This window comes from Pseudomonas fluorescens (genome assembly GCF_004683905.1).
Lineage (GTDB): Bacteria > Pseudomonadota > Gammaproteobacteria > Pseudomonadales > Pseudomonadaceae > Aquipseudomonas > Aquipseudomonas putida_A.
Genome location: NZ_CP038438.1, coordinates 5336594 through 5359714 on the forward strand (window position 1 = coordinate 5336594; position 23121 = coordinate 5359714).

Sequence of the window (23121 nt, forward strand, 5' to 3'; positions counted from 1 at the left end):
ACCAAGTCCCACAGCCGGACGCAGATCCGGGTGTACGTTTTGAAGGCTGACGCGGTTTACCAAAAATAAACCAAGCCAGTCCCCGAGAAGCCGGCCACAAGCCGGCTTTTTAATGCCTGCCTGAAAGCCCCCCCTCAGCGATTAGCGAGGTAGATCAACATTCCTTGCTGATCCAACTCTTCAGCCGATGGCAAATCAGACGGCAGCAGCTTGTTCTCGTGCATGAAATCAAGCTGCAGCACGTTCCCCTTCAATACTTGATGCACGTGTGTTGCCTGACTGGCTAGGTCGATCAAACTGGCGCTGGCCTGCTGGTCGTAGTTTCCGGGAACGAAACGTCGCAATGGATCGCTCAAAATCGCCGTAAGGGTCTTCCCAAACTCAGCGTGATCAGTGGTGAGTTTCTGAGCGACAGTGAGAGCAGCTTTTTGCTCACCCAGTTCCGACAGCGCCTGAATTCGACCCTGCCCTGAAGCCAACCATGAGCGATAGCTCATCGAAAGCTCAAAGGCACGTAGATACTCCTTGTTATCGGCTGTGAGCTTGCGAACCACACCATGAAAATAATTCTGGCCAACAGCGCATTGAGTTTCAGCTGTGGATAACTTCTCATGAACAAGTTTGGGCGAAACGTAATGCTGAAGATCAGCCAGCGTATTCATCGCTGCACTCACAGGTGCAAAGTTGGCGATCCACTGCTTGTCATCAAACCACTTCTGATTTCCCTTTACCTCATTTACAGCATCGCCAATAACGGAAAGTTGCCGCTCAATTCCCTGTAGCTTTCGATAAATCATGGCAAAGCCGACAGCACTCACAACCAGGTTGGCGACCTGAAGTCCCATCAACACTTGGCCTTGCATCATCAACTTCGACAACTGCCCATTGAGCACTTCTGATGGCGGCTCAGTACTGACAGAATCACCCTCTCTCAACCAGGCAACGACCTTTTTCGTGACCTTATCCCGGATCACACCGCCGACACGCTCAAGCTCACCAGACTGAAGTCCAGCCGCGAGCCACTCCGGCACTTTAAATACAACGCTCAAATCAATCATCGAAAGCGCCCTCAAATACCGAGCTCATCTGAGCACACATCATTTTCTGCCTGAGCATCGCGATATGCAGAACGCAGGGCACAGTCACTCGGAACGCGGGGCCAGCCAAATCAATGGCAGTCCAGATGCCGGTGAGGATCCATCCGATTGGCCCCATGAAAACAGCTAAACCACGGCCGAGCGCAGCGCTAGCTGCACCACCGGCCGCCAATGTGATGCCATAGCCCAAAAGCTGTTTGGCCATCGCACTGGCAATGATTGCCGACAATTGGTAGGTGACTACGCCTGCTGCCCTGGCTCCCAATAGAGTCAGGAGAGACGCGCCAGAGAGCAACGCACTCAGATCACTTTTACCAAGACCTGCCTCTTTGAGAATAGCTTCCATGTCCGCACGCTCTTGCCCTTCAGCTTTTTTCAGCGCGTCACGCAAAATTTTCTGAATCAGTTCTTCCTCGAGTTGAACCAGACTAAAGGAATCGATTTCTTTTACGCCAAATTTGCTGGCTACATCCTTCACAACCTCATGGTATTCCGGCCCCTCGCTGCGGAAGAGATTGACGAAACTATTGCCTCCGAACAAACGGATCTCATTGAGTATCAGACCGGTATAGCGTTGATGATTGGGGTTATGCGCTTTATAGAGTTCTTTCCCAGACAAGCTTTCGGTCGTACTGGCTTTAAGAATGTATTCGACCAGAGGTTTTAGATCCTCATTCGAAGCTTTTGCCATCACGTCTTTGGTTGAAATTGAAGTCATCGTGCAGCTCCTTTTAATCCTTTTAATCCATTTCTATAAATGCAGTGATGAGCCTTAAGCTACGCGGGCACCTGCCTCAATCTTTTGAAGCGCCGCAAACAACTCATCCACCTGTTTTGAGTCGAACAAGTCATCTGGCCCTTTAGGGGTGATATCGGTGAACGGCGATTTATAGAGCAGATTCGCATCCATCGCCCCATGTTCCGTGAGGTGCTGTATCACCAAATTGCTGAACTCGATCTGGCTGGCATTCAGTGCTCTTCCTGCCAAAAAAGCCGATAGCGCATCAGTTGCCGCGTCGCGATCCAATCCAACCAAGGAGCGAATGAACAGACCCAAGCCTTTAGCTTGTTCACGCGCTCGACTGATCTCGCCTGCACCCGCCCCGCTTTCAACCAACATCTGCTCAAGCGCTTCAAGATCCAGCGCAGTTAGCGGCTGATTCCGTCGCAGCTTCTGCAAGGACAAATGATCCTGATGCGCCCTCAGAAACGCACGGGCCTTGTCACGAAAACGCTCGAAACTTGCCGGGTTCACCATCGAAGGCATGATCACTTCGTCGATTTGGCCCAGCTCATCTTCAAAATCGGTATAGACGCGAACACCTCGTCCCTTTTCCAGCAACTTGATCAAGCTCCGTAGTTTGCGACGTGCCTGCTCGAGCATAGAAACCGTTACGTCTTCCCACCATTCCTGACTCGCCACGGCCTCGACCATCAGCAAATGCTCAGCAATTGCCGGGATGTTGCTTTGGCCCAACAGCGCCTCAGCCAGCTCCCGAACCTTTTCGCTCAAGTTGGCGAAGCCTGGCTCGGCATTGAGAACGCAAAGCTGCAGTCTCAGTAGCAAAAGGTCGAAACGTTTGGCTTCCTCATCCTCCTCCGCCAACTGAGTCGGTAGCCCGGACAGATGCTCGGCAAGCTCCTGCAGTTGGGTGTCACCGAGATCCTTCCAGATACTGGCAGCGGAGAACCGCTCAACCCAGTAACGCTTTGGTCGAACCACAAAGTTATCCAGCGTCATGGCACTGACTCGCTCGTGTAAACCACGGGCAATGTCATCACGCAGTTCATCGTCGCTATAGATGATGGAGTAGGTGCCGCAAGACTCTCTGGCATCAACACTCTTTCGGCGTCGATCCAGCGCCGCCAACACCTGCAAACGCGCTTTGAACAAACGCTGCCCCAGTGGCTCGCTCAACGTGCCCTCAGTTGGCTCAGGGTTCTGGTTGAAATATTCCAGGTTCTGGCAGAAATCAAAGATGAAGAAATCTTCTTTGTCCTGATCTGGCCCGAACAAGTCATCGCATAATCGCGTACCACGTCCAACCATTTGCCAGAACTTGGCTTTAGAGCGAACGATCTTGAAGAACACCAGATTGACCACTTCCGGCACATCAATCCCGGTGTCGAGCATGTCCACCGAAATGGCAATGTGCGGAGCTTTGTCCTTGATCGAGAAATCATCAATCAGGGATTGTGCGTAATCGGTTTTATAAGTCACCACCCGAGCGAAAGCACCCTTCTTGTCCGGATAGCTCGCGTCGAACCGCTCGGCAATAAACTGAGCATGAGCATCGTTCTTGGCGAAAATAATGGTCTTGCCCAACCGGTCGCCGCCCGCCACTTTGTGGCCACGCTCCATCAACGTTTGCAACACTTTGTCGACCGTGTCGGTATTGAACAACCAGCGGTTGACTGCATCAGCACTGACCTCGTCGGGGACTTCTTGCTCTTCGCCCCATTCGAGTTCGTCCCATTGATCCTTCTCGTCTTCAGGCAGCTCGTCGTAGCGGATCCCTTCGCGCTGGAACTTTAGCGGCACCGAAACCCCACGCGGCCTGACCAAATAGCGCTCGGCAATCGCGTCATCCAACGTGTATGCATCGGTCGGTACACCGCTTTCGAGGTTGAACAGGCTGTAGGTATTGCGGTCGATTTCATCTTTAGGCGTTGCGGTCAGTCCCACCAGCAACGCGTCGAAGTAGGAAAAAATCGCGCCGTACTTTTGGTACACCGAACGGTGCGCCTCATCGATGATGATCAGATCGAAATGACCGACACCGAAGCGCCGCTGCCCTTCCTGCTTCTCATCGATCAGGCCCATCATCGTTGGGTAGGTCGAGACGTAGACTCGTCCCTCGGTGTTCTTCTCAGTCACCAGATTGACCGGCGCCGCGTTGGGCAAAAATTTCTTGAACGCATTCGCAGCCTGATTGACCAAGGCCACTCGGTCTGCCAGAAACAGAATGCGTTTGGCCCAATTACAGCGCATCAGCAAATCGCTCAAAGCGATGACTGTCCGGGTCTTGCCGGCCCCGGTCGCCATGACCACCAACGCTTTGCGCTGGTGATCCTGCTCGAAGGTTTCACCAATACGGCGAATGGCCCGTTGCTGGTAGTGCCGCTCGACAATGAGCGGATCAATCGTCGCCTCGCCCAACTTCTTGCGGCTGCTACGACGTTGAATCAGCAGCGCCAATTCGGCCTTCTTGTGGAAGCCCTGAATGAGGCGTGGCGGGTAAAGCAAGTCATCCCACAGCCAGTGTTCGTAGCCATTGGTAAAATAGATCAGCGGGCGCTGGCCGAACATCGCCTCCAGGCAATCGGCGTACAACTTGGCCTGTTGCTGCCCCTTGCGGGCATCGTGCTGCGTACGCTTGGCTTCTATCAACGCCAGCGGTTTGCCGTCGTCACCCCACAGCACGTAATCGACAAAACCTTGTTCTTTGCTATTTGGCATACCCGCGACTTCGAACTCGCGATCACGGGCGGCATTCAGTGGCCAGCCTGCCTCGTGCAGCAACTGATCGATAAACAGGTCACGGGTTTGTGCTTCGTTGTAATCGTGGTTATCCGGCTGACTGGCGTTGGCGGCTTTTGCAGCGGCCACATCAGCACGTAGCTGGGCCAGTTCTTGATCCAGCGCGGCATTTTTCTTCTGTGCTTGCGCCAGCGCGGCGTCTCGTTGAGCCAGTTCGCGTTCAAGCTTTTGCAGTTGCGCCTGAGTTTGCGTGGCGGCGATTTGCGGCGGCTTGGGCAATAGCGCCGAGTCGAACTTTAATGCGCCATCCGGTTTGCCCGCCGCGCTGCGTGCGTAATGCCGTCCCAACCAATAAGCCACATGAAACAGTTCGCTCAGCACCGCTTTGGCGTCTTGCTCGCGCACTTGCCGGGCGCTGTGCACGGCATCGTTACCGCGCTTGCGGATGACTTCCATTTTGGCGTGGAGCATCGGCCCGGTCAGGGTCTTGAATGTTGGCTCAAACAGGAACGCCGACAAGTCGCTTTTGTACGGCTGTTTCAGGCTGCGATCAGCCTGAAACAGCCACGCCACCAGCAACTCCAGCGTGCGCCGGGCATAGAAGCAGGACGTGCGCGGATCCGCCAGCACATTGGCTTCAGCCTTCAGCGCCTCGGCATGCAGCCCGGGCCATTCAGCGCGCAAGAAGGCAAAGTTACTCATATCAACGTCCTTGAAATATGGCGGCAACGTCCAGCCGATCGGTCAGGTAGGGGGTGAATCCGGTGAATAGGATACAAAGTGCCAGCATATCGCGCATCTCTATATTGCCTTCAACGCTACCGGGCTTACCGCCATGGCGGATGCCGGGATAGTCGCAGGTGAAACCATAGAGGCTTTTCAGCGCTTGGCGAACCTTGGCGTGGGGCCAATGCGGGAGTTGGTCGCAGATGCTCGACAGTGCGTATTCATTGACCTGCGGATTGCTGCGGCCGAGGGCTTCCAGCAGATTGATCTGTTTTTGCAGGCAGGTTTTGATTCGCCCTTCACCGCCCCTGTCGTGCAGGTCGCGGAAGGCTTCGTCAAAATCTCTTTGCAGGGTATGCAGGTGCGGATGCTCAGCGTTGCTGTTGCGCAGGCCTTGAACCAGATTGGCGAACAGGCCGGGGACTGTCGGATACAACCGACAGGGGCGGCGCAGTTCGTAGTTGAGGTTGTAGGTGACGATGAAGTTGGCGAGGCGATTGAAATACGCATTGGCCAGTGCATCGCCGGCCAGTTCGTCGAGCACTTCATAGGCGGTTTGCAGGAAGCTCAGCAGGGATGATTCGTCGATCAGGTCATCGCCGCTGATCTGCCGGAAGGCTCGAACGCTTTGAGGTGGGTCATCGATGATCTCGGCCAGAGCGGCCATGGATGGGGGCGTTTTTAAGGCAGACATCAACGCCCGATACAACTCGCAGAACAGATCGGCCGGCGCCGATCCGTGCCGCGCCAAGGGGCTCCAGAGCTCGCGCCAGGTTCGGGACCAGACGGGGAGCGGGGAGACGCGCATGGGTTAGAGTTCGCCTCGGAAGGCGCGGTGTTGGAGAGAAGAATACAAAATATCGAGCTCAGATAACCGACGCATCTGAAGTTCTCTTAACTCCTTAATACTGATGACTTGCTGAGCGAATTTTTTCTGCAGCTCAACAGGAGGAACTAACACGCGAAATATTTCCGCAGTAGGAAAGTAAATAGTTTTATGCGTAGAACCGGTGCTGAGCAACCGAAGCCTCGAACGAGACATGAAAAGCGCATACATCAAGTAGAGAGGCTCTAAATTGCTGCCGCAGACCCAATTAAAAAAATCTTGAGATGTCGCCATCTCACACCCCATGACAGTGATAAAACCAATAGATGCCGTGCGAGAAAAACAAACAGTTCCCACTGGGAGCTTAACGGAGGAGGAATTATCTATTCCGAGTTGTGTGACCCGCTCGCTCGTTTCTCGGGCAACCGTTAAATCAAGCCTCCTAATATCCGTTAATGACAACCATGGTATATCACCACCCCAGTATTCTTCATTCTGCCGATCGGGAGTATGACCTGTCGCCAATCGTGCAACATCTGTCAATAACTCCCATTTCCAGCCATTAGGGTGCGCCTCAAGAGAATCCCCAATAGTTACAGGAGCTTGCTGCCCCCACCCGAACAACTCCACAAACGTGGAACTTATTAGAGCATCCAGCTCCGCGACAGAATTTTGAAGTTTCTCCCTAAGTAAATCGGCGCAATCAAGAACAGACGCGACTTCCCTCTGACCCATAAACTCCAAGTAAGGAATTTTTGAATTAAGCACGATACGATCGCTTATAGCCGGGTAACTAGCGCCACTCGCTTGCCTGACCATACTCTGGACAAATAGCTTTGTCTTTACCCAATGAAAGAGATATTGAGAATCGAGCACGCCTGGAATTGGACGCAAAACACAAAACCCGGTTGAGACAGTGGCCCCTGAGAGCTCTTCCGGAACAATCGCAACTGCATTTAAGTTTGGTCGAACCGTTGCAACTAGAACATCACCCGCTTTTACAACCTGTCTTGCTCGGCTAGGCGCCTCTCTGCAGGAAATTTCTTTTTGACCAACTATTTTTTTGCACTTTTGATCTATAGCGCCCAAATCAACATATACAAATTTATCTACATCCTTGGCAGTTTTTGGATTCCATGTCTTGACAGGTTCAAGCAAGCTCTCCAACTCAATTGACGGCAAGCCACTCATCTAAAAATCTCCCGCAAACTATGCATTCCTTGACTAATCTCAACTTCCAAGGCACTCAATCGCTCCAAAATCTCGTCTGGACTACGATGGACTATTTCCTCGCATTCAACTTCTTTATAGCGACTCAGACTTAAATCATACTTTTGAGAAACTATTTCCGATTTGGGGACGCAGAAGCTTTGGGCCGTTCGCGGACGTAGGAGTTCCTCTCCTTTCCGTTCACGCCAATGAACGAGAACATCAGGCAAGTTATTCTTAGCGCGCTCTTCATCAGTCAGCACAGCACTAGGCGAAACTCCTAACTTGTCATCAGTTAGAAGTGGAAGTCTTTTGTCATCAAGACTCATCCCATCAGCCTGCAGGTCGTAAAACCAGACGTTATCAGTACCGCCAGAGTTAGTTTTTGTAAATAGAAGAATAGAGGTCGCAACGCCAGCATAAGGTTTGAACACCCCACTGGGAAGTTTTACAATCCCATCCAGCTTATGATCTTCAATGATCATACGACGCAACTCTTTATGCGCCTTACTCGACCCGAACATCACACCATCAGGAACAATCACAGCCGCACGACCACCTGGCTTAAGCAATCGTAAAAACAACGCCAAAAACAGCAACTCGGTTTTCTTGGTTTTAACTATTTTCTGCAGGTCTTTCGCCGTGCTTTCGTAATCCAAACTTCCGGCAAACGGCGGGTTAGCAAGAATCAGACTGTAATGCTCGGCCTCCCCTGCCGTATTCTCCGCCAGAGAGTCGCGATAACGAATATCCGGGTTCTCCACCCCGTGCAACATCATGTTCATGCTGCCAATCCGCAACATGGTGTTATCGAAGTCGAAGCCATGGAACATGCCATGGTGGAAATGCTCACGCTGTGCAGCATCCAGCAGCAGGCTCGGATTCTTCTCACGCAAATATTCACCCGCCGCGACCAAAAAGCCGCAAGTACCACTGGCCGGATCGCAGATCACGTCGTTCGGCTGCGGCGCGGTGAGTTCAACCATCAACTGAATGATGTGTCGTGGTGTGCGGAACTGACCGTTCTGCCCGGCGCTGGCGATTTTGCCGAGCATGTATTCGTAGACGTCGCCCTTGGTGTCGCGATCATCCATCGGGATGTCGTCGAGCAAGTCCACCACTTTGGCTAGTAGTCCCGGCGTCGGAATGGTGAAGCGCGCATCACGCATGTGATGGCTGTAGGTGGAGTCATCGCTGCCGATGGTTTTCAGGAACGGGAACACGTGATCGGCGATGACTTCAAACATGTCCGCCGGGGCCAGGTTCTTGAAGTGCGACCAGCGGTAATCGTTGTAATTGCAGCCCCGCGCGTCGAGGCCTTCAGGGAAGATACGGCGCTCCATCGGCTGTTTCAGACGATTGGACTTGTTCTCTTCCAGGGTGTGCAACTCATCCAGACGACGCAGGAACAGCAAATAGGTCAGCTGCTCCATGACCTCCATCGGGTTGGAGATACCGCCCGACCAGAAGGCATTCCAGATAGCGTCGATTTTGCTTTTGAGTTCGCCGGTAATCACCGTGTGTTGCTCCATAGCTCACGCGCCCGATCAGCAGGCGCTAAAAAGTGGGGGATGATAGCGCCTGGGCAAAGCTTGCGTATGCCAGACGACGGAATTTATTGCGCAGGGATGTTCTGTAGGACAAAACCCTTTCCGGTCAGTCATTCAATGTGTGAGTGTGCTGGGACACAGCGGCTTACGCTTTCACGGCATCACCGCTTACTCTCGAAGGCATCCTCAGCGAGCGTTAATTTATACTCGCCCGCCGGTCAGTTCAAAAACACCCATCAGCACAGGGATGCGCCATGTCCGTTCCAACCTACGATCAGTTCATTGAGCCGATCCTGCGTTTTCTCGCCACAAAACCCGAGGGTGCAATTGCTCGGGACGCTCACGAAGCGGCAGCCAAAATGCTGCAACTAACAGAAGCGCAGCGTGAAGAGCTGATCGCGAGTGGTCAGGCCACCTACAAGAACCGATCAGGCTGGGCGCACGACCGTCTCAAGCGTGCCGGTCTTTCCAGCAGTGCCAAACGCGGCTACTGGAAATTGACCGATGCAGGCGTGCAGTACGCCAAGGAGCATGTATTTCCGCTGTCGGCCAAGGATGTGGAGCATTTAGCAATCGGCTACATGAATGTGAAGCTGAAAGTCGCGCCTGATGCCGAGCCACTCGATGACCAACCAAATGTGGAGCCAGATCTGGCCTCCGCCACCGAAAGCCCCGACGACCGACTGGAGCGAGCGCTAAAGGAATTGCGCGATGCCACGGCGGTCGACCTTTTGGATAACTTGCTGCAAGTCAGCCCCAACCGCTTCGAAGTGATCGTGCTGGATGTGCTTCATCGCCTGGGTTACGGCGCCAGTCGTAATGATCTGCAACGTGTCGGCGGTTCCGGTGATGCCGGCATCGACGGCATTATTTCGCTCGATAAATTGGGGCTGGAAAAAGTTTACGTTCAGGCCAAGCGCTGGCAGAACACGGTTGGCCGGCCTGAACTGCAGGCGTTCTACGGAGCGCTCGCGGGGCAAAAAGCCAAGCGAGGCGTTTTCATCACAACGTCCGGCTTCACGGCGCACGCTGTCGACTTCGCCAAATCGGTGGACGGGATTGTGTTGGTAGACGGCACGCGGCTGGTGCATCTGATGATGGATCATGAGGTGGGCGTGACATCGCGCTTGTTGCGGCTGCCGACGCTGGACCGCGATTACTTTGATGACGAGTGAGATCAACGGTCTTGCTGACGGATCCTGCTAACCAATTTCCATGTTGAGCTTGTGGCCAAAAATGATGGCACACTAGAATCACACCAACTGTTCTACCAACCCCCACGGATCGAGGGTTACATCAGCACGGGGCGAGGCCGGGACTGAATTCAGTTTAGGTTGATGTGCAGGTCAAGGAGACCACTATGTCGGACGTTAAAAGCATCAAGGATCAGAAGCTTCTCTACCATCTCACTTCAGTTGAAAACCTGGATGGGATTTTCAGGGATGGCTTGAAACCTCGCGCCGGCCTCTCGGGTTTCAAAGACGTCGCAGATGCTGAAATCCTGAAAAAGCGGCAGGCTCTGCAGCTCGACAACTACGTCCCCTTCCACTGGTTTGCGAAGAATCCATTTGACGGAAGCGTTCAGCGCAATAGGCCAGAGGCACAATTTGTGTTGATCTCGGTCTACAGATCAACAGCCAAGCAATACGGCTGGAAAGTCATTCCACGCCACCCGTTAGCGGGCGACTCAATACAGCTACTTGATTACGAACAGGGTTTCGAAGCCATCGAGTGGGATGTCATGAGCAGTCGCGATTACCTGGATCCTCATTGCAAAAGCATCTGCATGGCAGAGTGTCTCGCACCGGGGATTGTTAAACCTGATGCCTTCTTCAAAATCTTCACCCCCAGCGAAGAAGTTGATGCACTTTGCGTAGCTAAATTACAGGCGGCCGATGTTAATGTGCAGACCAGCGTGAACCAGAGAATGTTTTATCAATGATCTATACCAACCTGAATCCAGAGAAAGCTCTGATTTGGCGTATCGTCCATCGCGATAACCTGCCCTGGATTCTGGACAACGGTCTGCATTGCGCAAACTCGGAAGCAAAGGCACCTCAGTACGTGAATATCGGCAACGTCGACTTGATCGACAAACGCCGTTTCCGTCAGGTGCCTATCGCACCCGAAGGCGTACTGGCCGACTACGTGCCCTTCTATTTCACACCCTTCTCGGTGATGATGCAGAACATTCACTCTGGCTGGAGTGTTCAACAACGCGGCAATGACGAGATCGTGATTCTGGTCTCAAGCCTCTATCGCGTTGAAGAGCTTGGCCTACCGTTTGTCTTCACAAACGCTCATGCCTACCCGAGTTGGACAAACTACTACAGCGATCTGGCGAATCTCGACCAGATCGATTGGTCTATCCTTCAACGGCGCGACTTCAAGCGCGATCCTGACGACCCTCGCAAAATGGAGCGTTATCAGGCTGAGGCGCTGATCCACCAACATTTACCGATTACGGGACTACTGGGCATCATGTGCCACACCGATGCAATGAAAGTACGCATAGAAGCAGACGTGGCCGTTAGAGGCTTGACGTTGCCGGTCCATGCGCGTCCCAAATGGTATTTCCAATGATCAGATTCACCCAAGGCAACCTGCTGGAAGCCAAAACTGAAGCGCTCGTCAATACGGTGAATACCGTGGGCGTGATGGGTAAGGGCATCGCGCTGATGTTCAAAGAGCGCTTTGCGCAAAATTACCGCGTGTATGCAGCGGCATGTAAGGCCGGGGAAGTAGAAACCGGCAAGATGCACGTGACGGCCACCAATGAACTCGATGGCCCACGCTGGATCGTGAACTTCCCTACCAAACGCCATTGGCGTTCACCGTCGCAAATGGCGTGGATAACTGAAGGCTTGCATGATCTGCGTCGGTTTCTGCTTGAGAACGACGTGAAATCTGTCGCCGTCCCACCTCTCGGTGCTGGTAACGGCGGTTTGAAGTGGCCTGAAGTACGCGAGCAGATTATAGAAGTGCTGGGTGACCTGGATGTCGATGTATTAGTGTTCGAACCCTCTAATCAGTATCTGAATGTCGCTAAGCGCGATGGCGTTGAGCAACTCACTCCGGCACGCGCACTGATTGCTGAGTTGGTCCGGCGTTATTGGGTTCTGGGCATGGAATGCAGCCTGCTCGAAATTCAGAAACTGGCTTGGTTTCTTGAGCGTGCCATCGAGAAAATTCCAGGTACCGAGAATCCGCTAAACCTCAAATTTGTCGCTCATAAATTCGGTCCGTATGCCAATCGATTGGAGCATCTGCTCAACAATCTGGATGGCAGCTATCTACATTGCGACAAGCGCATCAGTGATGCAGGAATCACCGATGTCATTTGGTTTGATCAAGATCGCAAAGCCTTTTTGCAAACCTACCTCAAGACTGAAGCCAAGGAATACTCCCAGGCTTTAGAGCGAACGGCTGAATTGATCGACGGTTTTGAGTCACCTTTCGGCATGGAGTTGCTGGCCACCGTTGATTGGTTGCTGATTCGGGAAAGGATTGCTCCAACCGTTCCTGCGGTACGTAAAGCACTGAAGAACTGGGACGGTGGGTCAGGAGCTGCGGTGCGTAAAAACAAGTTATTCGATGATCAGGCACTGGGAATCGCGATCACTCGTCTGACATCCAGCAGTTTCAGCCCGGAACTAGCGGCCTGATATCGTTATGAAAGGGGGCAAGAAGTACTTGCCCCCTTACCGTCCCCAGACTGAAACGGACATTGCAATAAGCCATTAGCACATCCGCCCTAATTGCCCCGCGCCCAACCTCACCACTAAATTTCCATTCTGTTTTTGTGCATTACAAAAGCGCCAAGGAATGGAGCAACACCATGTCGTCTTTTTTCAAACTCAATCAATCCGCTGTTCTACTGACCGCACTCCTGACCGCTACCTCTTCAGCCTTGGCAGAGGAGCAGAAGCTCGTTGGTGACTGGTGGATCATTTACGGCAACGGCGTTCCCCACAAGAACATCATGTATGTGGCCGACAGCACTTCAGTCGTGCCGTCGAAACACACCAAGGGGGCCAAGTTGGTCGCCGTGACGCTGGTGTATGAGGAACCCGGCAAACCGATGATCGATGCCTACAACCTCGAAGTTCAGTGTTCGACGAACAAGGTCCGAATGCTCAATGGCCAGTCGGTTGATCGCATCGCCTACATGATGCGTAACCTCAAAGTTAACGACCAATGGCAGCAGCCGAAGGAGTTCTGGGTGCAGCGCACCAGCGAGTTTGTTTGCTCACCTGCCAAAAAGGACATGATCGCGCTGGGCAAGATGGAGTACCTGCAGATGATTCAGGGTCTGCAGCAGATGTTCTTCAAACTGGCGCCGATTCAGGAGAAAGGCCAGATGATGGACCACCTCGACTCGATCCTGGGCAACAAGTAAGCGGCGGGAATCACGATGAACCCATGGACTAAATCGTTATTGGCGCTGCTGATAACGCCCGCTGTTTTGCTGATCAATGGTTGCCACTTGATTGCCCAGTCGCGCTGGGAAGGACGCGATGTGCAGGAAGCGCTCGATCTGTTTGGCAAACCCGACTCGATGAAAAAACAGACCGGGGCCAACGGCGAGAATCTGGCTGTGCTCACCTGGTACAAATCGTCCAACTGGACTACCACGGAAGCGGCCGGTACCTCAATGAATCACACCGGCAACGGCATGGTTTACACCGAATACTACGAGACGGTCGGCCACAGCTCGGATTGCAAGCTCGAAGCCACCGTCAACAAGGCGAAAAAGATCGTGCTGTTCAGGATCGAGGACGGAAAGATCATCCACGGCAAGTGCATCAACGTGCCGTTCGTGCCTGGTTACATTCCGCCCGGTTTCTAGTGCAACCCTGAGCAGGCTGCTGCTCAGGGATAGCTGAACGATTTCACCAACGTCAGTTCACCCACCGCCCGCATCGGCACCACAAACGTCTCCATTTTCTCGCTCGGCGTGCCTTCCTCGGTAATCACCGTCACCTGCGCCGTGGTCAGCGGCTGCACCGCCTCCTCCCCGCCTTCATCATCCCCCCGATAACCTCCGCCGAAGTAGTTCACATACACCAGATATTGGCCCTTGATCGGTGCCGGCATGGCGAAGATTTCCGGGCCATAGCCGGTGGTGACGTCGACGTCGAGCGCGGCGCCATTGGGTGCGACGCGGTCGCCGTACCAGATGTGCGCGCCGTCGGGGGTGATCAGGTGCAGATCGAGGTCGGTGCCGTCGCTGTCCCAGGACAGCAGCACGCGCAGTTTGGCCGGGGTGGCGCCGCCGCTGGCGTTGAGGAACTGCGTGCGATGGCGTTGCTGGCCGTCGGGGCTGCGCACTTCGACGCTGTTGCTGCCGTTGGGGAAGGAGAACGGGCGGTCGAAGCGGCCACTGTCGTCGATTTTCAGCGGCATGCTGACGCCGTTGACGATCAGTCGGCCCGGTTCCTTGTTCTTGGGGGTGGCTTTGATTTCGCCGCTGATGCGCGCGGTGTTGGCCTGGCCGACCGGGGTGTTGACCGAAGAGGCTGGGTAGTTGACGGTCTGGCGGAAGTTTTCGCCTTCGCCCTCGGGCGCGCCGGTGCGCCAGCCGCCGACCGGGGTGTCGAGTTTGACGCTGTCAGCGGCCATTGCCATCGGCCATGCATTGAACGCGCAGAGCAACAGCAAGACCTGTGGATAACGGAGTGTCATGGTCTATTCCAGCAAGAGGTGACGGGCGAGCCCTTCGATGTAGGTTTCATCCTGGCCATTGGGATGTGCTTCAAAGGCCAGGTGCAGGTATTCGTGAGTCAGGTCGAGGCGATCCTGCAGCGTGAGCACGCCGCGCACGTAAATGCGCTGGCGTTCGCGATCGACAAACGGGCGGCCGAACGCCAGTTTGCACACGGCGAACGAGCTGACTTCGTTGTAGCCGGTTTCGCTTTCCAGCGTCGGACGCCAGCCGCGGCGCTGCTTTTGCAGCCAGTCCTGTGCGGCGGGCAGTGCTTCGCAGGAAGCAACCGGGTTGTCCCAACGGCTGAGGCTCGCGCGCGGATAGGCGTGCAGCAGAATCGCGTCGTAGCGCTGGCCGGCGTTGGCCTGCTCGACGGCTTGTTGCCAAGCGAGTTTGTCCGGGCCGGGTTGATCGGAGTGATAGGTGACGGTGCTGCCGGCCAGCACCAGATCCGCTGTCCATGCGGCGATGTTGCGCGACTCGGCGGAGGCCGGACGCGGAGCGACGCGCTGACGGTTGCTGCTGTCGTCGATGCTCAGGCAATCGCCGTTGCGCGTGGCGTTTTGCAGCAGATAGGTGCGGATCGCCACGGCCAAGGCTTTGGCCGCTTCGGCAGGTTCAGGTTTGGCTTCGCGTTCAAGAACACGGGCAACGTATTCTTCGCGATCAAGCCGGGCGACCAGTTTCTCGTTGAGCAGAAACAGTTCGCCGGCGCTGTGAATATCCAGCGCATTGCCGTTGGCGAACTCGACGCGGTAGTCGCCTTGCAACGGGCCGGAAGACACCACCCGATCCCCTGCCAGAACACGCGTCAGCGGATAGCGCGAGAACAGTCCGACCTCTACACAACGCCCTGCTTCCGCCGGCCACGAAGCAGGCAGGACCGTCGCCAGCGCCTGACCGTAATGGCGCAAAACCATCTGACTGGTGCCACGCCCACCGGCCCAGATCGGCGAGCCGTCCGCCGTCCAACCGGCGAAACCGCCCTGCCGCGATTGCGGATCCTGATCGCCGAGCCAGCTCCAGGTTTTCACCCGCAGGCGACCACCCAGTTCGCCGACGACATTGCCGTCCGCCGCATTCAGCACGACGTCGAGCAACACGCGGCGCATCTGCTCCTGCGCTGGCAGCACCGACAACACCTTCAGCAAGTCAGTCACGGAAACCCGAGTAGCCGGTTGCACGGTCGGCAAATCCAGCAACCACGACGGCGCCTGCCGCGCCTGCCAATAGGTGCGCCAATCGGCGGCAGTAATGCCCAATCTCGCCGGCTCAAAGTACAACCCGCAGGATTTGACCAACGCCTGATCACGCTCGATCTTGCCGCCCGCCGAGCAGCAATAAACCTCCTCCTTCGATTGCCCGCGACATTCATACGCTGGCTCGCGCGCGCCGGTATCCACCAGCCACGCGTAGACGAACAATTTCCAAAGACTGCCCAGCGGCGTATCCAGCGTCGACGGCAACGGCTCGCGGGCGATCAGTTGCGTGTGATTCAACGACAGCAACTCGCCCTTGTACGCCAGCCGCAGCGGCTCATCCTGCGCCGTCGCCAGCGCAGGCATCACACACATCAGCAGCCACAGCAGCGGCCGGTTCATGTCAGTTGACCGTGACCTGACCGAGGGCGGCTTTCGCTTCCCGGGCCTGATGCTGCGGCGCGTAGACCTGAGTGAAACGCACCGGCGGCAGGTTGAACTGACCCTTCTGCGAGAAGCGCACCAGATGGCGCAGGCGCAATTCGCCGCTCAGCGCATCCACCGGCACCGCGTAGGCCAATTGCCCCGGTTCGAAGCGCGCCTTTTCCAGCGCGGTCGGCTCGGTGCCGTCCTTGCCCTGCAACTTGATGCCCCAGGTGGTGCGCTCGACATCGGCGCCCGGTGGCAGCGGCACTTCGAGCATGCCGTAGCGCAGCGGTTTCGGCGCCTTGCTGGTGAGGATCACTTCGTCCAGATACAGGCTGTCGCTGGACAGCGGTTTGCTGCCGACCGGCTCCAATTTGAAAGTGAACGCTTCGTCGCCCGGCACCAGCCGCGACAAACGGCGGGTGATAGTCACGGCCATTGGATCGACGGCCGGTTGCTGGGTCTGGAAGCTCAGTGCCGCCCGCAGCGGTCGCTCCTGAGTACCGGACACCGACAACACATTCGGCACTGGCGTCGCACCCTGCCAGGTCCAGTAAATCTCGCCGGTGGCGCCGTAGTTTTTCTTCCAGCCTTCACCCGGCAGCAGCGCGATGGTCGGCGAGGCCTGAGCGATGCTGCGTTGCAACCAGCTCAGCGCCAGGGCGCGTTCGAGGGTCGATTGCTGTGGCAGCAGACGTTGCAGCAACGCTGTCGCACGGGCCTGATCGAACGCTTGCAGCGACAGGTTCAGCGCTTCGACAAACGGCTGCGAACTGACCGCCAGACGCTGTTGTGCCGCAGCGACCTGGCGATTGAACGCGTCGGGCAACGCAACTTTCGACTGAGTCGCCAGCGCCGCGGTCAATACCCGCGCCGCCGCCAGACCGAGCGCCGAATCCGGGTCGCTCATCACCAGGCTGTCTTCGCCGTCGTCCATCAGGGTTTCGGCATTGCCTTCACCAGCCTTCGCCAGATCGTCCATCAAGCCGCTGAGCAAAGTGTTCACCGGCAGATGCATCTGCTTGGCGAACGACAGGATCAGCGCCCGCTGCAGCAGTGGCGTGTTCGGCGCTTGCTTGGCGTAGACCTCCAGCACTCGCTGCCAGTGCTCCGGTGGCAAGGTCAGTTCCAGCACCTGACTGGCGTTCCAGTCGGCGTAGTAGGCGTAAGCGGTGAGGAACGCGTCCGGCTCGCCGTCGAAGCCCCACCAGGTGAAGCTCGCCGACGGCCCGGCCATTTGCACCAGACGCAGACGGCTGTTCTGCATGATCAGGCGCAGGCGATCGCGGATCTGTGGGCTCGACGCCAGCGACGGATAAGCGATGCTCAGCGGCAGCAAACGGCTGGCCGTCTGCTCGACGCCGCCGTACGGGTAGCTCAGCAGATCATCGAGCGCGGAACGGAACAGCGCTTGCGGACTGTCATCCAGACGCAGACGAATGTCGGTGGCGTCGGCCGGCAGGCTCAACGGGGTGTCGCCGCTGGCCACGTCGAGGCTCTGGGTTTGCGTGACTTGCCAGCCGTCACCGGTCGCGCTCAGGCGCACAGCCAGGGAGTCCGCGGTTTTGCCATCCTGCACCAGCTCGGCAGTCCACTCACCGGTCGCCAGCGCAAACGCTGGCAGCGGCACGTAGTTGATGCCGTTATTCAGGGTCACCGGCAGGCGTTGTTCGGCGCCAGCGTAATGGGTGACCAGCTCAGCCTTGACCGGTTTTTCCGCCTGGCTGAAGGCAAACACACCGAGTTGCGGCTGATCGCCCTTGCGGAATTTGCTCGGCCCGCTCCACTTCAGGTACAGCGGTTTTTCCGAACGGACGAACTGTTTTTTCTGCCCGACCTGGCCGTCGTCGGCGATGGCCCGGGCGGTAATGCGCCAGCGGGTCAGCGAGTCCGGCATCTTGAAGGTGAAACGGGTTTTGCCGTCGGCACCGGTGAGCAATTCCGGCTGCCACGCGGCGGTGTCGACGTCTTCACGACGTGGGCGCTCCAGCACTTTCACCCCACGTTCGCTGCGGTTGGCCTTGCCCGGCGCGCCGGGGCTGCCCGGCAACGCCACGTCGTAACTGATGAACGACAGGCTGGCGCTGGTGCGCACATTATTGCGACGCGGGTGGTAGAAGAACTGGTCGATGGTCGGCGCGACTTCCGGTTGCAGCGCGTAGACCATTTCATCGACAACACTCACCGTCAGATGCGCCGGAACTGCTTTACCGGCGAACTGCGTAGTCAGGTCGACGGTCACCGTGTCGCCCGGCAGATACACCTGTTTGTCGGTGCTGATCGCCACGTCGATTTGCGGGGCAATCACTTTGATCCCGGCGTTCTGGAAGCTGTACTGCCCGCCCTTGGTGTACAGCACCGAGAAGGTCAGGTTCGGCGCGAAATTGTCCTTCACCGGGATGCGTGCGCGGTATTGGGTGTCGCTGAGTTTTTCCAGTTTCAGCCAGTCGCCGCCCTTGGCCAGCAGCGCGGTGGCTTCGACCTTGTCGCGCTCCAGCGACAGCAATGCATCGCTGACCGGCTCAGGGAAGGTGATCAGTGCCAGCGCTTCATCGCCGGCCTTGTACTCGGGCTTGTCGAGGACGATTTCCACAGTGCCCGGCACCGCTTTGACACCGTCGCCGGTGACCGAATGGCCGGTGGCGCCGAGGACGCGACCGTGTTGATCTTTCAGCGTCAGGTTGTAAGTACCCGGACGCTCGAAGGCCAGACTAAAGCCTTTGTCAGTCGCCGCGAGTTTGCCTTCGCCAGTGCTCTGGTCTTCCAGACGCACCCAGCTGTAGCTGCTTGGGGTCACGGCTTTGCTCTGCTCGCTGCCGCCCTCGTTGGCGTAGCTGAACGCGACTTTGTCGTTGACTGCGCTGAAACGTTGCGGCGCACTCAGGCGGAAGCTCGCGGCGCCACGGTCGATGAGGATTTCCTTGGTGGTCTTGACCCGATACGCCGCGCCATCGCTGGCAAACACGGTGAGCATGTAACGGCTCGGTTTGTCGGCGGCCGGCAGGTCGAGGGTCGCGTTGCCCTTGCTGTCAGTGGTCAGTTCGGTGCTGGTCAACTCCACCGGGAATTGCCCGAGGTATTGCAGCTCATTGTCGACCATCGACAGTTGCTGGGCACGCAGGCTCAGGCTCAGTTTGGCGTTGGCCACCGGTTTGCCGTCCGGGTACAGCAGCACCAGACTGCCCTTCACCGGCTCGCCGGTGCGGTAATCCTGCTTGGCCAGATTCAGCGAAATTTCGAAGTGCGGCTTGATGTACTCGGCCACACGGAAAGCGCTGCTGTAGGCCTGATCCTTGTAGTTGAAGCGGATCTCGTAACCACCGGCCACAGCGTTATCCGGCAACTGGAAGCGGCCCTGGGTACCGGCCTTGGAATCGAGTTTCAGGTCGAGGCGTTGCAGCTCGGTGCCGGTGGCATCAAGCACACTGACGTTGACGTCAGCAGCGCCCGGCAGCACCGAATCCCGCGCATTCTTGAACTCGCGACCGACGATTTTCAGCGACACCCAATCCCCCGGGCGATACAGCGGTCGGTCGGTGAACGCATAGAGTTTGGTGTCGTAGATTTCGCTGTCGTAATAGAAGTTTTCCGAGACGAATACCCCGCCCTCTTCGTCCTCGCCAATGACGAACGAACGCTCGGGGCTGACGTGTTTCAGGCGCAGCAAACCATCGGCATCAGTGGCACCGCTGCTCATCACGCCGAGGCCGTCAGTCCACAGCACATTGACCTTCGGCACCGAACTGCCTTCGTGTTTGCGTGCGGCCCAGACCAGCAATTCATCGCCGGCAATTTTGCTCACCGCCACGGTGTTGGAAACGAACACCATGGTGGTCGCGCGGTACTTGCCGATCAGCGCTTCGACCAGGTACAGGCCCGGTTTCAGGTTGCCCAACGGGATGTACACGTTACCCGGCGCAACGCTGACGAACTCGCTGGAAGACCCGGCCAGGTTGACCCCGGCCGGCGGCTGAATCGGCTTGGCTTGCCACAGCGGATAACGGAACTGGCTGACCACCGGCAGACCCGGAATCAGCGCGAATTGCGGCTGCGCGTCGTACGGCGTCGGCGCGGTGATGGCGTTGCCCATCTTCAGTTCCGGCACTTCCTCGGTGACCTGCTTGCGCGACTCGTAGGAGAACGCGCGCTGCATCACCCGCCGCGATTTGCGGTACCAGTTGTCCCAGAGGTACGCGAGGGTGTTGGACAAGCCCTCGCCCTTGAACTGACCGTCGCTGACAACGCGGTGCAGGTTCTTCTGACGCTTGAGGAAATCCAGCGGCTTGTCGATGCGGTACACGCGAATGTCGGCGCCACCGTACGGCTCCATGCGGAAACGGCGGTAGTCGCGGCCCGGTGCTTCGAGACGCACCATCGCCTGCTCGTCGGCGGCGAAACTGCTGTCGGCCAGCAGGAAGAAGCTTTCACCGGCGACCGGCGTGTAGCCACTCGGCTCCACCGAATCTTCAGCGTTGACGGTCGCCAATGGCAGCAACAGCGCCAGCAGCAGGGGAATTCGAGCGCAGAGTCGCAGCATGCGGGCACCGGTCATTGGGAGAGAAAGTTCAGTCGATAGACGCCGATGAAGTTGGGGTTGGCTGCGTCGGGTATCCATCGGGTGTCCTTCCATGTCATGAGTTGCTGCAGGCTTGCCGAACGCATGCCGTTGTCAGTGGGGGTGGTCGTGCCGGTGTGATAGGCGATGTAGCGGCCCATCCAGATCATCAGGTGCTGGTCGTCGCCCTGATCGAAAAACATCAGGTCGCCGGGGCGTGCCTGGGACACGTCGCGGCTGACCAGATGGCTGTTGAACTGAATCAGTTTGATCGCGTTGACGTACGGCCCGACCTTGCCGCCGCCCTGCTGCCATTGCTGGGCGAGCTTGCGCTGCTCGTCGCTGAGCGTCAGCTCCGGCGGCAGGTAGCGATTGGACAGGCCATTGCTGCGCAGCCACTTGTCGTCGTGGACTTTCAGCGCTTCGTTGGCGGCGAAACGCACAAGGCCTGCGCAGTCCTGCTGATACCAGCGCGGGCTCGGGCCCTGGCTCAGTTGTTCCTGAGCGATGCGCACGAACCAGGCGCGGAACACCTGGGACTGCGCCGGATCCAGCGCCGGCGTTTCGACGGCTCGGGCGCCCGCGCTGAGCAGTAGCGCGAGCAGGCCGAGGCTGCGGATCAGTGTCGTCACAGCGCTTTCCATTCCAGCGGCAGCCATTGCCAGTGGCCGTCAGGCTCGCTGCCTTCGGGCAGGGTCAGGGCGTATTTGCCGTAGCCGCCGAGGGTGCGCAGTTTCGGAATCAGGTACGTTTGCGCGGCGTTGTAGAACACCGGCTCCATGTCCTGCGGCAGGCTGTCGAGGGTTTCCTGCTGCATCAGTTGCGCCATCGAATCCGGACCGAAGTAGATCGGCATCAGCACATCTTTCGGCAGCACGTCGGCCATCGGCGGGAAGCGCTTGTCGAGAGTACCGAGAGCCTTGTCCACCAGTTTGTCGTCGAGGGAAAACAGCAGCGTCGAACCGTGACGGGCGAGGCTGACTTTCATGAACGCTTTACCGCTGATCGCATCCGGATTCTCGGCAGTCTTGGCGGCGTACGGGCCGAAATTGGAGCTGACCTGACGCTGCCAGACATGACTCTGGCCTTCCTGTTTCTCGACCACCGGGAATGCGTGTTCATCGACATTCGTCTCGTAGGCGCCCACCATCGAACCGAACAACGTGCCCAGGTCGCCATCGAGCTTGCCGCTGTCCTCGTCCTTCAGGCTGGCAACCAGCAACGGCGTGTACAACCGCGAATCGGCGTACCAGCACAGGCCCGCCGCGCCAGCCACGTGTTCGGTGAGTTTCTGCGCCACCGCTTCGTCGGCGCCGAGTTTCACCAGCAGCGGTTTCTGCGGTTCGGCCGCTACCGGCAAGGTCACGCAGGCACTGGCGCCCAGCGGCATGGCTTGCCACACCGGTTTGAAATCGAAGTCCGGCTGGTTATCCAGTTCATCCATGGCCAGGTAGCTGTGCCAGCCCTTGTCGTCCATGTCGAAACGCAGCCCGGCGAAGTTCGGGATGAAGCGCTGATAGCCCATCGCAAGGACGCTGGAATTGACCGACAGACGCTGTTTGATCTCCGGCGCCTTGGCCGGCAGACCGAAAGCCTCGGGGAACAGTTTGTCGCCGTTGAGCAGCGCTGCCAGCGCTTGCGGCGAGACATGCCCGGACTCTTCCGATTCGCCACTGGCCGGGTCGTAATATTTGTTCGGGTTGGACAGCACCACCAGTTTGTCGCCGCGCGACGCGAACAGCAGCGATTTGCTGGCGTTGTAGCTGAGCTGGTACAGCGGTACTTCGTCACCGCCGACCTTGAGGCTGCCGAAGACGCTGAGTTGCGAATCGTCCAACGCCACTTTCGCCAACGGTTCGAGCAGTTTCGCCAGGCCGCCGCGGTCCATCACCAGCAGGAAATCCTTGAGCCGGCCATCCGCACCGCGCCACAACGCCACATCTGCCGGTTGATCGAAAAGCTGCTCGATCAGGCTGTCCTGCAGCTTCAGATCGTGTTCGTAGATGATCCGCCGCAGGCTACCGATCAGCCCCAGGCGGTCTGCGTGGGTTTCGTAATAGAAGACGAAATCCTCGGTGAGCGTGGCCTTGAGGAACGGCACCGTCAGCAGGTCCTTGGGCAACTGGCTCAAGGAGCGGGTTTCCAGCAGCGCATCCGGACGACTCAGGCCGAGCTTGTCGCTGGCAAGTGCCGCCGCCGGCACCTTGGGCTTGTGCAGCAGCCAGCCAAGACCACCGGCCACCCCGGCCACCAGGACCAGGCCGATCAGCAGCGCCGGCCAGCGCCGGGAAGGTTGGCCGGCAGGTGTCGGGACGGCCGGAGAAGCAGCGTTATCACTCATGTTC

Annotated in this window: 17 protein-coding genes; 6 read left to right on the top strand and 11 right to left on the bottom strand. The window is 57.2% G+C overall.

The genetic code is table 11. The features are described 5' to 3' along the window. Positions 1-134: 134 nt before the first annotated feature. From E4T63_RS24655 to E4T63_RS24680, 6 genes are read right to left on the bottom strand one after another with little or no spacing between them, the layout of a single operon-like run. Entirely contained in the window at positions 135-1058 is a 924-nt protein-coding gene (locus E4T63_RS24655; protein ID WP_135296638.1) for a hypothetical protein, read from the bottom strand. After that, on the bottom strand, positions 1051-1815 hold the full coding sequence (locus E4T63_RS24660) for a YaaW family protein (protein WP_135296639.1): 765 nt from the start codon (positions 1813-1815) through the stop codon (positions 1051-1053). Before E4T63_RS24660 ends, E4T63_RS24655 begins: the two co-directional genes overlap by 8 nt. A gap of 54 nt (positions 1816-1869) precedes the next feature. After that, the gene (locus E4T63_RS24665) at positions 1870-5280 is read right to left on the bottom strand and encodes a DEAD/DEAH box helicase family protein (RefSeq protein WP_135296640.1); all 3411 of its coding nucleotides are present in this window, start codon (positions 5278-5280) and stop codon (positions 1870-1872) included. A 1-nt stretch (position 5281) separates the two neighbouring features. Next, the gene (locus E4T63_RS24670) at positions 5282-6112 is read right to left on the bottom strand and encodes a hypothetical protein (RefSeq protein ID WP_167797086.1); all 831 of its coding nucleotides are present in this window, start codon (positions 6110-6112) and stop codon (positions 5282-5284) included. A gap of 3 nt (positions 6113-6115) precedes the next feature. Continuing rightward, positions 6116-7321, bottom strand: coding sequence for a restriction endonuclease subunit S (locus tag E4T63_RS24675; RefSeq protein ID WP_135296641.1), 1206 nt, complete (start codon positions 7319-7321; stop codon positions 6116-6118). Further along, positions 7318-8856 (bottom strand): type I restriction-modification system subunit M, encoded by a 1539-nt coding sequence (locus E4T63_RS24680; protein WP_135296642.1) that lies wholly within the window; start codon positions 8854-8856, stop codon positions 7318-7320. The genes E4T63_RS24675 and E4T63_RS24680 overlap by 4 nt, the downstream gene beginning before the upstream one ends. Positions 8857-9143: 287 nt before the next feature. Here E4T63_RS24680 and E4T63_RS24685 point away from each other — a divergent pair, with 287 nt between their 5' ends. The 6 genes from E4T63_RS24685 (at position 9144) to E4T63_RS24710 (ending at position 13738) form a co-directional block, all read left to right on the top strand. Continuing rightward, positions 9144-10064 (top strand): restriction endonuclease, encoded by a 921-nt coding sequence (locus E4T63_RS24685; RefSeq protein ID WP_135296643.1) that lies wholly within the window; start codon positions 9144-9146, stop codon positions 10062-10064. A gap of 185 nt (positions 10065-10249) precedes the next feature. Continuing rightward, a complete protein-coding gene (locus E4T63_RS24690; RefSeq protein WP_098965796.1) occupies positions 10250-10831 on the top strand; it encodes a DarT ssDNA thymidine ADP-ribosyltransferase family protein in 582 nt (193 codons plus the stop codon). Next, positions 10828-11472 (top strand): type II toxin-antitoxin system toxin DNA ADP-ribosyl transferase DarT, encoded by a 645-nt coding sequence (gene darT, locus E4T63_RS24695; protein WP_096796317.1) that lies wholly within the window; start codon positions 10828-10830, stop codon positions 11470-11472. The genes E4T63_RS24690 and darT overlap by 4 nt, the downstream gene beginning before the upstream one ends. Further along, positions 11469-12554, top strand: a complete 1086-nt coding sequence (darG, locus tag E4T63_RS24700) for a type II toxin-antitoxin system antitoxin DNA ADP-ribosyl glycohydrolase DarG (protein ID WP_135296644.1) — start codon at positions 11469-11471, stop codon at positions 12552-12554. The genes darT and darG overlap by 4 nt, the downstream gene beginning before the upstream one ends. Before the next feature lie 173 nt (positions 12555-12727). Continuing rightward, positions 12728-13288 (top strand): hypothetical protein, encoded by a 561-nt coding sequence (locus tag E4T63_RS24705; RefSeq protein ID WP_135296645.1) that lies wholly within the window; start codon positions 12728-12730, stop codon positions 13286-13288. Between the two features lie 15 nt (positions 13289-13303). Continuing rightward, on the top strand, positions 13304-13738 hold the full coding sequence (locus tag E4T63_RS24710) for a hypothetical protein (RefSeq protein ID WP_135296646.1): 435 nt from the start codon (positions 13304-13306) through the stop codon (positions 13736-13738). 23 nt (positions 13739-13761) lie between these two features. On the opposite strand, the gene E4T63_RS24715 is transcribed toward E4T63_RS24710, so the two are convergent. Genes E4T63_RS24715 through E4T63_RS24735 form a run of 5 tightly spaced genes read right to left on the bottom strand, consistent with a single transcriptional unit; the run spans position 13762 to position 23117 of the window. Continuing rightward, complete coding sequence (locus tag E4T63_RS24715) at positions 13762-14574, bottom strand: YfaP family protein (RefSeq protein WP_041064922.1); 813 nt, start codon at positions 14572-14574, stop codon at positions 13762-13764. Positions 14575-14577: 3 nt separating this feature from the next. Next, complete coding sequence (locus tag E4T63_RS24720; RefSeq protein ID WP_135296647.1) at positions 14578-16197, bottom strand: DUF2300 domain-containing protein; 1620 nt, start codon at positions 16195-16197, stop codon at positions 14578-14580. 1 nt (position 16198) lies between these two features. Next, entirely contained in the window at positions 16199-20773 is a 4575-nt protein-coding gene (locus E4T63_RS24725) for an alpha-2-macroglobulin family protein (protein ID WP_135296648.1), read from the bottom strand. Beyond that, the gene (locus E4T63_RS24730; protein ID WP_135296953.1) at positions 20770-21420 is read right to left on the bottom strand and encodes a DUF1175 domain-containing protein; all 651 of its coding nucleotides are present in this window, start codon (positions 21418-21420) and stop codon (positions 20770-20772) included. Before E4T63_RS24730 ends, E4T63_RS24725 begins: the two co-directional genes overlap by 4 nt. After that, positions 21405-23117 carry a DUF2138 domain-containing protein gene (locus E4T63_RS24735; RefSeq protein ID WP_135296649.1) on the bottom strand — a complete coding sequence of 571 codons (1713 nt, stop codon included), beginning with the start codon at positions 23115-23117 and terminating at the stop codon, positions 21405-21407. The genes E4T63_RS24730 and E4T63_RS24735 overlap by 16 nt, the downstream gene beginning before the upstream one ends. Between the last annotated feature and the right edge of the window lie 4 nt (positions 23118-23121).